Origin of the sequence: Sphingobacterium corticibacterium, from assembly GCF_004208525.1 — a bacterium.
Lineage (GTDB): Bacteria > Bacteroidota > Bacteroidia > Sphingobacteriales > Sphingobacteriaceae > Sphingobacterium > Sphingobacterium corticibacterium.
On the sequence record NZ_SGIT01000001.1, the window covers coordinates 742,713 to 755,109 of the forward strand.

Here is a 12,397-nt window from a genome sequence, read left to right on the forward strand (position 1 = left end):
TTAGCATTCTGATGAGCAACATTACACCAAGTATTACAAATTACTTTCAGCGATACCTTTTCGTATTCGCTACGTTGTTTTTGGTACTATTCTCATCTTGTGCCGTTAAAGCGAGTGTCAAAACATTCGTTGGCATTCCTACAAAAACACAACAGGGTTTACCAAAAGCAAATCATAACTTACCTGTAAACTCTGTTGATAGATGTACCGTAGTTGCGGCATCGGATACGCAAATCATTCAAAAGCGTGTTTTCGACGCTAATGATTTACTACCTGTAGTTCTTTTTACGGCTTCTTTTCTGTTTTTATTTAGTTTTCGTACTGTAAGCAAAGAAAATAAACATCCTGTTTATAGCGGTAGCTCAAAAATTCGCAGTTCTATTCCAATCTTCTTGGAATACCGGAAACTTATCATTCATTTTTCCCACTAATCCTTTTTCCTTATCAATCACAAAGTTTGGTAGGTAAGACTTCTATTGTTTTCATCGAAATAATTGATTTTTCAATGGCCGATGAGAGCTCTCCCGACTGCGTCGGGTTCAGTTTCATTTTCAAATAATCTTAGGTCGCCTTTATACGACCTTTCCAAAAACTGTACAGTAATATGATTAAACATATTATGGCAACCACAATAGTGTGGGGTGCCGTTGTTGCGACATTTCCACTATATGCACAGCAACAACAAGAACATGCTTTGGGCAGCCTATGGCTCAAAGTAGAGGAAAACTATGTGGGTATTAATGCGAAAACGGCTTCCGTTGATGCCGCTAAACTCCATGAACGGGCAGTAAAAAGCAATATGCTACCGCAGATAAAAGCACAGGTACAGAATACCTACGGAACTTATGAGGGAAGTTCGGGAGGCTTTTTTCCGCAGGCAGGTTTCTTTAACGTGAGCGGTTCGACCGCAGGATTGGATGGTAGTTCCATAGCCGCCAGTACCTTTGGCTCCGCAATTGCCGAATGGGAGGTTTTTTCTTTCGGAAAGCTCCACAAGCAGAAAGAGGCTGCCGGAGCTTTGTACGATAAATCGCTAAACGAAAAAGACGCGTATTTGCTCAATCTGAAAAAGATGTTGTCCGAACGGTACATTGTCTTTTTATATAATAATGCTAAACTGAATTGGACGGAGAAAAATGCCGAACGCCTGAACGATATTCGCAAAATAACTTCGGGGTTGTCCGCATCAGGATTACGACCTGTGGCGGACAGCTTGCTTGCTTCATCATCGTACGTTCAGGCAATGGGCGAATACGATAAATGGAGCGGTTTCAAAAATGCTTCCTTTATCAAACTATTGGAACTCTACGGCGACGAGACAATTGATTATACAACTTCTGTCGAACGGTTCAGCAACCCGTCAGCAATGAATTTAAACAGCGAAAACGCTATAAATCCTTCGCACCCTATATTGAATACATTGGACAAGCAATCTAAATATTATACATTGAGCGGTCAGGCACAAAAAAGAGCCTCATTACCGTCTGTCAGTATTTTGGGAGGTTATGCACACCGTGGAACAGGTATCAGCCCGAACGGAACGGTATCGGGTGCTTGGAAAGACGGCTTTAGCAACACCACCAATAATTTTTTGGCAGGTATCGGCATTACGTGGAATATCACAAGCCTGCATACCAACCGTATGAAAGGCGAACAGCTTTTTAAAGAAGCGGAAAGTATCAAACTGCTCCAAACGCAGTACGAGCAGACCATGCAAGCGGATCTGTCCGCATCAAAGACAAAAATCGTACAGCAATACGAACAGCTCCAAAAAACAAGGCTTGCCGTACAGCAGTCGCAGGATGCTTACGAAATGTACCTCGCAAGATACAAAAGCGGTCTTATTGCATTGAGCGAGCTTTTGCAGATAAGAGCCTTGTTGGAGCAGGCTGAAAACACCCATATCGCGGCATCACGGGATTATTGGGTTCTCCTGGCTTATGAGGCAGAGCTGACTGCCAATTTCGATTTTTTGTTTAACAATCTTTAATTAATCGTATATGAACATCATAAAATTTGCGTTAAGGAAACCGATTGCGATTATGGTTGTCGTACTGTCGATTGCTTTCTTTTCCTATAACACCGTAAAAAAAATCAACGTAGATATATTCCCCGAAGTGGAATTACCTACGATATACATCGCTATGCCCTACGGGGGATTGTCCCCTGCCTATATGGATGGGTTTATGGCGAACGAGTTCCAAAAGGTACTTTTATTCGTCAGTGGTGTAGAAAACATCGATTTCAAAAGCGTACAGGGAATGACCCTGATGAAACTGAGCTTTTACCCTGGAACCGATATGGCGCAGGCTGCTGGAGAGGTAGCCACCTTTACCAACCGGGCAATGGGGTTTCTGCCAGCTGGAGCGGTTCCGCCTATGGTCGTCCGCTTTGACGGTAGCTCACTTCCCGTAGGACAGCTGGTTTTTGAGAGTGAACAGCGTTCGGTCAATGAATTACAGACACTTGCCATCACGCGAATACGGCCGATGTTTACCGAAATCCCTGGCATTACTTCTCCAGCTCCATTCGGAGGGAACGTCCGGACAATCGTGGTCAATATAAACCCCGAAGCCATGCAGGCAAACGGGTTAAGTCCTGAAGAAATTACAGCCGCTATTACCAAGAACAGCCTGCCGTCGCCTGCGGGAAATATTCGCATCGGCGATAAAAACTTAATGGCTCCGATTAACTCCATTGCCAAGAACCCCGAAGAATTTCTGAATACACCTGTAAAAACAAACGATAATAGGACTATATATGTCCGTGATGTCGCAAGTGTATTGGACGCAGCAGACCAGACCGTAGGTTATGCAGTTGTTAACGGCAAAAGATCGGTGTACCTGCCGATTATCAAAAAGGCGGATGCCTCCACATTGGACGCCGTAGAAAACTTAAAGTCTTCTATTCCCATGCTGAAAAACCAACTGCCCGAAGACGTGGATGTCCATTATGAATTTGACCAATCGACCTACATCGAAAGGGCACTTTCCACGCTTATCCACGAAGGAATTTTGGGTGCAGTATTTACTGGTGTGGTTATTTTACTCTTTTTGGGCGATAACCGTGGGGCAATCATCGTTGTATTGACCATTCCGATTGCGATTTTGTCAGCTGTTTCCGTTTTGCACCTTTTCGGGCAGACCATAAACATTATGACCTTGAGCGGTCTTGCCTTGTCAATTGGTATTCTCGTCGATGAAGCCACCGTAACGATAGAGAACATACACCAGCATTTTGAAATGGGCAAGCCCAAACAGCGAGCCATTTTGGACGCTTTGCTCGAAATATCTATCCCTAAATTGCTGATTTTGATCTGTATTCTTGCCGTACTGACCCCTGCCTTTATTATGACGGGTATTCCAAAGGATATGTTTATGCCTTTGTCTATGGCTGTGGCTTTTGCTATGATAGCTTCCTTTTTGGCTTCGCAGACCTTTGTGCCGATTTTGGCAAATTGGTTGATGAAGAACAAGCACAGCAACGAAACCAATACGCCGAGAAAACGGGCTTTCTTTGAAAAATTTCGCGTAAACTATGCTTACCGTATGCGTAAATGGTCAACCAAAGCCTTGCCTCTTTTTGCATTATATCTATTAGTTGCAGGAGGGATTGCCGCATTGCTGTTGAACGTCGTCGGAACAGATGTCATGCCGGTTTCCAATAACGGAGACTTTCAGTTACGCATACAAGCTCCGCAGGGGAGTAGGCTCGAAAAGACCGAGAAAATCGTCAGTGAAATTACCGATGAAATCCGTGGGGTTATTCCCGAAAACGGTATCAAACTGACCTCTGCATTCGTGGGAACGCATTCGGCAGGAACGCCCATCAATCCGATATTCCTGTTTACGAGTGCTTCACACGAGGCGGTTTTGCAGGTTTCTGTCAATCAGAAAGTGTATACGGGTTCCATAGAAGATTTGAAAGAAGAAATAAGGGTAAAATTACAAGAAAAACATCCCGATGTCGCTTTCAACTTTGAGCCAATGGAATTGACCGAGAAGATTATGGGACAGGGTGCAATGACCCCGATTGAGGTCAAAGTCGGTGCAAGACAAATAAACGGTGCTTTTGCACACGCATCTAAGATTGCGGAAAATTTGAAGAAAGTACCTTACCTGCGTGATGTCCGCATAGCGGAAGCGATTGCTTATCCTACATTGGAAATTGACGTAAATCGTGATCTTGCCGGACAGTTCGGACTGACCATGCAGGACGTAACCCGAAGCCTTGTAACAGCTACTTCATCTACACGATATACGGATAAAAACCTTTGGATTGACCCCAATTCAGGATTGGTATTCCAAACGCAGGTACAGATACCGGAGGCTACGATGCAATCGGAGGAAAAACTTCGGTCAATTCCATTAAAGAAAGGAAGTCTTCGTCCGGTATTGGAAGATGTGGCAACCATTCGTAAGGTTACTTCTCCTGCACAGGTAAACCGTAAAGGCCCAAATCGATACGTTACCGTTGTAGCCAATGTGTACGGAAAGGATTTAGGAAGTGCTTCTACAGTCGTCAAACAGGCAATTGCAGATGCAGGAGAACCACCCCGCGGCACGACGGTTTGGACAGCGGGAACATTACAGTTATTGGAAGATACCTTGGATAGTCTTATGGCAGGTTTGGGCGTAGCCATTATTGTTATTTTCCTAATGCTTTCAGCTTATTACCAATCGTTTAAAGTGCCGTTGGTCATCCTTTCAGTATTACCCGCCGTAATTGCGGGAAGTCTAATCCTGCTCTACCTTACAGGCAGTACGCTCAACTTGCAATCCTATATGGGGATTATTATGTCGCTTGGCGTATCGGTATCAAATGCCGTGCTATTGGTCAATCAAGCCGAATTTTATCGGAAAAAAATGGCATTGAAACCCGCTAATTCGGCAAGACTTGCTGCTTCGTCACGATTAAGACCCGTTTTGATGACCGCGACAGCGATGTTTGCGGGAATGTTGCCGATGGCAATGGGTTTAGGGGACGGAGCTGAGCAAGTTGCGCCATTGGGTAGGGCGGTTATCGGCGGACTTATAGCTTCCACAGTGTCCATTCTGTTATTGGTTCCGCATTTCTTTTCTTCTTTGATGTCGAGAACTTCCATTATCAGCCCGTCCTTAGACCCTGATGATGATGAAAGTAGATATTATACAGAACAATCAGAAAAAAACTCGCTTAATAGTCGTATTACGGATGATGAAAAACATTAACGGTCCTTTCTGTGCATTGAAAACAAATACTTTCAGAAAAAACAAACGATATAATAAAATTTAAAACCATACATAAAATGTACCACAGTATTTCCATAAATAAAAAATCAGTAGCACTATTGGCTATGACAACCTCGTTGATATTGGTTCTTTCCGCTTGTTCTCAAAAACCAGAGAAAAAAGAACGACCACAGAATGTGGAAGTGAAAGCAGTTAGTTATCCGACGGCTCCTGTACAATTGATCAATCCCGAATATGAAATATCGGTGCCGGCAGAACTGAAACCCTATGAACAGGTAGCGGTATATGCAAAGGTTAGCGGATTTGTCCAGCAGTTGTACGTGGACAGAGGTGACCACGTTCACAAAGGACAGCTTTTAGCCGTATTGGAAGCTCCTGAAATGGAACAGCAATACCTTTCGAGTAAATCATCTGAGCAAAAAGTTTATAACGATTATCGCTATGCAAGGCAGGCTTATGATAGGTTGGTGGATGCTTCCAAAACTACGGGTGCAGTAGCGGATATTGAATTGGATAGGGCAAAAAGTGCCATGGAAAGTGCTAAATCGGCTTACGATGCCTCCAAAGCAGGTACGGCACATTCCTCACAGCTGCAGCAGTACCTGCGTATCACAGCCCCTTTTGATGGTGTGATTACGCAGCGAAATGTTTCGGTCGGAGCATTGGCAGGAACAGGAAGCAACGTGCCTTTATATATAATCGCACAGGGCAATAAGCTCCGTCTGACTTTATCCCTGCCCGAAAAACACGCATCATCTGTTCAGCAAAGTATGCCGGCCACGTTTACGGTTAGCTCACAGCCCGGAAAAATGTTTAATGCCAAACTTTCCCGTTCATCGGGTTTGCTCGATCAACAGGACCGTTCCCTTACTTTAGAGTTTGATGTGAGCAATCCCTCGGGCGAATTGCAAGGAGGAGATTATGCACAGGTCAAATTAAAACTAAAACGTAAAAAGCCATCGCATTGGGTTAACAGCAAGAGCGTTTTAAACACGCAATCGGGAACGTATGTCTTGACGTTAAATAATGAAGAAGTGAAACGGATTGCTGTAGACGAGGGTATACGTATAGATACGCTGATAGAGGTATTTGGTAACCTTTCTCCCGAAGACAAGATTATTGTTAAACCGTCGGAAGAGATTAAAGTGGGCAAAGCCGAGCTTTAGCGAAAATCAAATTTTAGGATTATAATTTTATCAAAGCTATTGTAGCTTATTATTTTATATGGTAACTTGTTAAGCCAATCGAAAGCAAGATTGGCTTATTTTTTGTAAAGATATACTATATAACCAACGTATAAGGCTTATGGTGAGAAGATGCTTTTATGTGATGCTGTTTCAGATGCTAATAACGACGACGGCGTTATTCGGACAAAAACTTTCTCTTCCGGAAATTAGAAAGGATTTTAAAATTGGACATAAGGATGAAGCTACATGTAAAAAGCATCTGAATGCGTTAGAGGAATATGCAGACTGTCCAGTAGAGCGAGGTTATGAGGCCGCATACCATATGTTTATGGCAAACCATATAGGGAATCCCTTTAAGAAAATGGGTTATTTCAAAAATGGAAAAAAAATGCTCGAAGAGGAAATAGCGCGTAATCCAAGTGATATAGAATTACGGTATATTCGCTTGTGTATTCAATATTATATCCCGTCTTTTTTGGGATATAAAGGTAATATAGAGGAAGATAAAGATTTTTTAGTAAATAATTTGTATAAACTAAAAGATCAGAAAACCAAAGAACTCATTTATACTTATTTAAAAGGAGCGAAGATGTATTCTGAGGCAGAATTAGCATTACTAGGCCGTTAAAGGAAATCAATTAAAATCGTTAAAAATACAAGGCGAATATGTAACTTTGCGCCATGTCCGAAAAAATTATCATTCTCGATTTTGGCTCACAATATACACAGCTTATAGCACGCCGTGTTCGAGAGCTTAACGTTTACTGTGAAATTCATCCTTATAATAACTTACCGGTATTTGATGATGAGGTGAAAGGCGTTATCTTTTCTGGTAGTCCGTATTCTGTTAGACAGGAGGATGCCCCCCAAATTGATTATGCCGATATCCAAAATCGTTTTCCGTTATTAGCTGTATGCTATGGCGCGCAGTATCTAGCACAGCAGTCGGGCGGAGAGGTATTACCATCCGAAATTAGGGAGTACGGTCGTGCGAACCTGCAATTTGTGAATCAGGAAAGCGTCTTATTGAAAGGTGTACCGGTGCAATCACAAGTATGGATGTCCCATGGCGACACCATTAAAGAAATTCCTTCCAATTTTAAGATTATTGCCAGTACGGACAAAGTACGGGTGGCGGCGTACGAAATAGAAGGTACACGTACGTATGGTATCCAGTTTCACCCGGAGGTGACACATAGTACCGACGGACAAGTATTGTTAAAGAATTTTGTGGTTGATATATGCGGTTGTTCACAAGACTGGACGCCAGATACCTTTGTGGAAACAACGGTAGCCGAATTAAAAGCACAACTGGGTGACGATCATGTGATCATGGCGTTGTCGGGAGGCGTAGACTCTACCGTAGCAGCCGTATTATTACACCAAGCTATTGGAAAGAATCTTCATTGTATTTTTGTGGATCATGGCTTACTTCGTAAAAATGAATACGAACAAGTGTTAGATTCATACAAAAATATGGGGCTAAATATAAAAGGAATCAATGCGAAAGAATTATTTTTTGGCCGTTTAGCGGGTGTTTCAGAACCCGAGCAAAAACGAAAAATAATAGGTGCGTCTTTTATTGATGTGTTCGATCAAGCGTCCAAGGATATTCAACATGAATTACCGGAAGGCGTGGAAGCAAAATGGCTAGGACAGGGGACAATCTATCCCGACGTCATTGAATCTATTTCTGTGAAAGGTCCATCGGCAACTATTAAATCGCACCATAATGTCGGTGGTTTACCGGATTTTATGAAATTGAAGGTGGTAGAGCCATTAAAAGCTTTGTTTAAAGACGAGGTACGCCGTGTAGGGAAAACATTGGAAGTGGATGCTAATATTTTAGGACGACATCCTTTCCCCGGCCCGGGACTTGCTATTCGGGTGCTGGGCGATATTACGGAAGAAAAGGTACGGATTTTGCAGGAAGCTGATGACATCTATATCCGTAACCTAAAAGACGCGGGATGGTATGATAAAGTATGGCAGGCAGGAACGATCTTTCTACCAGTCCAATCTGTAGGAGTGATGGGGGATGAGCGTACATATGAACACGTGGTCGCGTTACGCGCAGTGGGTTCATTAGACGGTATGACAGCCGATTGGATTCACTTGCCATACGATTTGTTAGCAAAAATTTCAAACGAAATCATCAATCATGTTAAAGGAATTAATAGAGTTGTCTATGATATCAGTTCAAAACCACCAGCTACGATCGAGTGGGAATAGACTATTTTTCGTATTAATCTTAGGTGTCTTTTTTTTTCTGGGAGCTTGTTCCCCTAAAACCAGGGTATTAAAGTCTCCAGATCATAGTGGAGGGAATGTAGGGGGAACTCTTCCAAAAGAAGAGAAACCGGAAATTACCGACAAGGAGGAAACAGCAGAGGATGCTCGTAGAGCAGAAGCAGCAAGAAATAGTGTCACACTAGTTCTACCTTTTCAATTGGATAAGATCGCTCCACATACATTATCAAAGGAAGATGTTAATCGCTCGGCTATTGCACTAGATTTTTACCAAGGTTTTCAATTGGGGCTAGACGAATTGGCGCAGAAAGGAAGATCTTTTTCACTGAATGTAGTTGATTCGCGCGATAACGAACTACATAACCAATCTATTGCAAGGTCAGAGGATGTTACCAATGCTGCGCTGATTGTGGGACCGGTATTCCCGAAAGAGATTACGACTTTTGGTACACATCGGTCAAATAAAAAGGTGTTGCAAGTAAACCCCTTGGCCGCTACAAAAGCACGAGACTTTAATCTGCCTAATTTGGTGTCGTTAACACCATCTATTGATGTACACACAAAAGCTATGGCTAAACGCGTAGCACATGATTATAAAACGGGTGATGTCGTTATTATTTATAATACATCAGATAATGATGGAAAGCAGTTTTTGAGTGGTTTTCTATCCGAGTTGAAAAGTGCGAATTCCTCCGTTCAGGTAAGATCCGTATCCTCTATCCCTCAATTAAATGAACAGATTAGTTTAACCGGTACGAATTTGGTTGTAGCGGGTACAACGGACAGATTCCAATTGCGGTCTTTCGTGAGCAATTTGGAAATAAAATCTTCAGAGGAATTTTACACCTTTCGTGTATACGGCCATCCGTTATGGGACCGTATTGACTTTAGTATATATGAGCGTTTTGGTGATTTCCAACCTGTTATTACCACAGAGAGCCATATGAAAGCATGGACAAGGGCGGCCAAAGAGTTTAAAGATCAATACTATTCATTGTATGGTGTTAATCCTTCGGATTATTCTTATAAAGGATATGACGCCGCACGATATTTCGGAAATTTACTGGCGAAATATGGAGACGATTATCCAGCACATATCACAAAAGAGAAATTCGAGGGTTTATTTAGCACGTATACGTTTGATTATAACGAGGGATGGGGGTTTGTAAATAATGCTGTTTCGTTTAAGAATTATCAAGGCTCTTCGTTTCAATTGAAATAATATGGAAGCTAATCCACGTAGAGTTGAGCAGCAATTGCGAAATTTTCAGCGCGCCTTGGATGCTTATAATAATACGGAACCCTTTGCCCGGTTTCTTACCAAATTTTTTAAAGAAAATAAACAGATGGGATCATCCGATAGACGGATGATCTCTCGCTTATGTTATAATATATTCCGGCTAGGATGTTCTCTACAAGATTTACCCACGGTTGACCGCCTTGTTATCGCTGAATTTTTATGTGAAACGCAGAGTGCTGTTGTAGAATGCTACAAACCGGATTGGATTGCCAATATTAGCGCCTCTATAGCGGAAAAGATATTTTTTTTAGATACGCAGGGATATGATGTGAGGAACCGCCTTTTTCCCTTCGCGTCTCGTTTGTCCCCCACCATAGATACCGAACAATTTGTATTAAGTCACTTGATACAGCCCGATTTATTCATTCGTGTGCCGAATAATAATAAAGTGGTTGTAGAACGGGAGCTTGTCGAACATGGAGTTGCCTTTGCACCTGTTTTTGGAAATGCTTACCGTTTAGAAAATGGGAGTAAACTGCAAAATATAAAGAAGATAGAGGGTTTATATGAAGTGCAGGATTTATCCTCCCAGCAAAGTCTCGAAGGTCTTTCTTTAACTCCGGGAGAAAAATGGTGGGATGCGTGTGCCGCTTCGGGCGGAAAATCACTTTTATTACTAGATCGTTGTCCACTTATTGACTTGCTAGTCTCCGACATACGGCAAAGTGTACTTCGCAATCTAGATGAGCGTTTTGATAAAGCAAAGATAAAGACGAATTATAGGAAGAAAGTGCTGGATTTAACGCAGGATATTGATCATTTGATGAACGGGGAGACTTTTGATGCCATATTGGTTGACGCACCTTGCTCCGGTTCTGGAACCTGGGGACGTACACCCGAGATGCTCAGCCAGTTTGACGAAGAACGGATACAGACTTTTGCTTCTCTTCAACGTCAAATCGTGGACACTGTCGTTCGGTATCTTAAACCACAAGGAATATTAGTGTACATTACCTGTTCCGTATTTGAAGCAGAAAATGAACAGCTTGTACGGTATCTGGAAGATAAACATGCATTGGTCGTGGAAGAAGGTGGTATTATAAAAGGATATAATAGAAAATCGGACAGCATGTTTGCCGTCCGACTGCGAAAACCTACTCACATTTACCGGGAATAACAAGTACCGGGCAATTTGCTTTTCGTATAACTGATTCGGATACGCTACCCGAGATAAAGTGTTCAAAACCTGTACGTCCATTAGATCCCATAACGATAAGATCCGCTGTCCATTCGGTAGCGGTACTGAGAATTTCGTCCCGAACATGGCCTACTTTGTTAAATAGAAAGACTTCCTGCGCCCCTTCAAAATGAACGGCTACACTTTCCAAAAAACGTTGAGCGGATTCTTGCTGTATCTCCGAAACTTCTGGTACTACAATGGGTTGTTGCCCTAATAGCGGATCTGCTCCGTAGTTGGCAGGCGATGTCGGAGGGACGACAGTAACCAGTGCAATCGACGAACGGAACTCCCGAACCAAGTCTTTTGCGTAATCAATTGCCTTAACGGTACATGGTGTATCGTCCACGGCTAAAAGTATGCGATTGAATCTATGACTGCTCATCTTTTGTGGCTATATAAAAAGTGATATATTCGTAAATATAAAACAGCGTTGCTGTGGTATTTGTTTTTATAAAAACAACTCATATGAATATAGGTATCTGTAACTTATCGGCAATTCCCTTAAGAGCAACGAATAGCCACCGCAGCGAAATGGTGAATCAAGTACTTTTTGCAGAGCGATTTGAAATACTCCAGGAGGAAAAGGAATGGGTGTACATTCGTATGTTCGATATTGATTATGAAGGCTGGTTACAGCGCGGTCAGTTTGTATTCTTACCGGAAAATAATTTTATAGCTACCTCGGAAGACAATTTCCTAATTGTTGATATCGCAGGAGCAACAGCTTTCGTTGACGATCAAAAAGTGCGTTTATTTCCAGGAACGAAGATTTCTGCGCAACTTTTGCAAAAGCAGTATTCGGATTTTCCATATCGGATTGAAGGAAATTTACGTAAACCAAATGTAATAGACTTTGAAGGAGAATTGCCCAAATTGATAGATTATTATTATAACAGTCCTTATCTGTGGGGTGGACGTATCCAGGCGGGCATCGATTGTTCGGGACTTAGCCAAACGATATATACTCACTTCGGAATACAGTTGCCACGTGACGCATACCAGCAAGCCGAAAAAGGTGAGGTGGTCGATTTCTTACCCGAAATTAAACCTGGAGATCTAGCTTTCTTTGATAATGAGGAACGTCGGATTACACATGTTGGCATTATGATCGATGCAGAAACGATTTTCCACGCTTCTACAAACGTACGTATAGATAAAATGGATTCCGAGGGTATCTTTAATAAAGAACAAAACCGCTATACCCATAAGCTTCGCATTGTGAAAAGATTCTGGTAATTACTATTTTTGG

The 12,397-nt window shown here is 42.3% G+C and carries 9 protein-coding genes; 8 read left to right on the forward strand and 1 reads right to left on the reverse strand.

Features of this window, described 5'->3' with window-relative positions:
- Nucleotides 1-619 precede the first annotated feature (619 nt).
- The 7 genes from EWE74_RS03065 (at nucleotide 620) to EWE74_RS03095 (ending at nucleotide 11,085) form a co-directional block, all read left to right on the forward strand.
- Complete coding sequence (locus EWE74_RS03065) at nucleotides 620-1,990, forward strand: TolC family protein (protein ID WP_239018538.1); 1,371 nt, start codon at nucleotides 620-622, stop codon at nucleotides 1,988-1,990.
- A gap of 10 nt (nucleotides 1,991-2,000) precedes the next feature.
- Nucleotides 2,001-5,210 (forward strand): efflux RND transporter permease subunit, encoded by a 3,210-nt coding sequence (locus tag EWE74_RS03070; protein ID WP_130140055.1) that lies wholly within the window; start codon nucleotides 2,001-2,003, stop codon nucleotides 5,208-5,210.
- A 77-nt stretch (nucleotides 5,211-5,287) separates the two neighbouring features.
- Nucleotides 5,288-6,397 carry an efflux RND transporter periplasmic adaptor subunit gene (locus tag EWE74_RS03075; RefSeq protein WP_130140056.1) on the forward strand — a complete coding sequence of 370 codons (1,110 nt, stop codon included), beginning with the start codon at nucleotides 5,288-5,290 and terminating at the stop codon, nucleotides 6,395-6,397.
- A gap of 139 nt (nucleotides 6,398-6,536) precedes the next feature.
- Nucleotides 6,537-7,046, forward strand: a complete 510-nt coding sequence (locus tag EWE74_RS03080; RefSeq protein ID WP_130140057.1) for a hypothetical protein — start codon at nucleotides 6,537-6,539, stop codon at nucleotides 7,044-7,046.
- Nucleotides 7,047-7,099: 53 nt separating this feature from the next.
- On the forward strand, nucleotides 7,100-8,650 hold the full coding sequence (guaA, locus tag EWE74_RS03085; protein WP_130140058.1) for a glutamine-hydrolyzing GMP synthase: 1,551 nt from the start codon (nucleotides 7,100-7,102) through the stop codon (nucleotides 8,648-8,650).
- Entirely contained in the window at nucleotides 8,607-9,890 is a 1,284-nt protein-coding gene (locus tag EWE74_RS03090) for an ABC transporter substrate-binding protein (protein ID WP_130140059.1), read from the forward strand. The genes guaA and EWE74_RS03090 overlap by 44 nt, the downstream gene beginning before the upstream one ends.
- A 1-nt stretch (nucleotide 9,891) precedes the next feature.
- On the forward strand, nucleotides 9,892-11,085 hold the full coding sequence (locus tag EWE74_RS03095; protein ID WP_130140060.1) for an RsmB/NOP family class I SAM-dependent RNA methyltransferase: 1,194 nt from the start codon (nucleotides 9,892-9,894) through the stop codon (nucleotides 11,083-11,085).
- Here the strand turns inward: EWE74_RS03095 and EWE74_RS03100 are convergent.
- Nucleotides 11,063-11,530: a universal stress protein gene (locus EWE74_RS03100; RefSeq protein WP_130140061.1), complete on the reverse strand. Its 468-nt coding sequence runs from the start codon at nucleotides 11,528-11,530 to the stop codon at nucleotides 11,063-11,065. The two genes, EWE74_RS03095 and EWE74_RS03100, sit on opposite strands and share 23 nt — an antisense overlap.
- Nucleotides 11,531-11,613: 83 nt before the next feature.
- Between EWE74_RS03100 and EWE74_RS03105 the strand changes: the two genes are divergently transcribed.
- A complete protein-coding gene (locus tag EWE74_RS03105; RefSeq protein WP_130140062.1) occupies nucleotides 11,614-12,384 on the forward strand; it encodes a C40 family peptidase in 771 nt (256 codons plus the stop codon).
- Nucleotides 12,385-12,397 lie beyond the last annotated feature (13 nt).

Bases quoted from the DNA above. Each gene is read 5' to 3' on its own strand.
- EWE74_RS03065 (WP_239018538.1), top strand. From the start codon at position 620: ATGGCAACCACAATAGTGTGGGGTGCCGTTGTTGCGACATTTCCACTA.
- EWE74_RS03095 (WP_130140060.1), top strand. From the start codon at position 9,892: ATGGAAGCTAATCCACGTAGAGTTGAGCAGCAATTGCGAAATTTTCAG.
- EWE74_RS03105 (WP_130140062.1), top strand. From the start codon at position 11,614: ATGAATATAGGTATCTGTAACTTATCGGCAATTCCCTTAAGAGCAACG.
- EWE74_RS03070 (WP_130140055.1), top strand. From the start codon at position 2,001: ATGAACATCATAAAATTTGCGTTAAGGAAACCGATTGCGATTATGGTT.
- guaA (WP_130140058.1), top strand. From the start codon at position 7,100: ATGTCCGAAAAAATTATCATTCTCGATTTTGGCTCACAATATACACAG.
- EWE74_RS03100 (WP_130140061.1), bottom strand. From the start codon at position 11,530: ATGAGCAGTCATAGATTCAATCGCATACTTTTAGCCGTGGACGATACA.
- EWE74_RS03075 (WP_130140056.1), top strand. From the start codon at position 5,288: ATGTACCACAGTATTTCCATAAATAAAAAATCAGTAGCACTATTGGCT.
- EWE74_RS03090 (WP_130140059.1), top strand. From the start codon at position 8,607: ATGATATCAGTTCAAAACCACCAGCTACGATCGAGTGGGAATAGACTA.
- EWE74_RS03080 (WP_130140057.1), top strand. From the start codon at position 6,537: ATGGTGAGAAGATGCTTTTATGTGATGCTGTTTCAGATGCTAATAACG.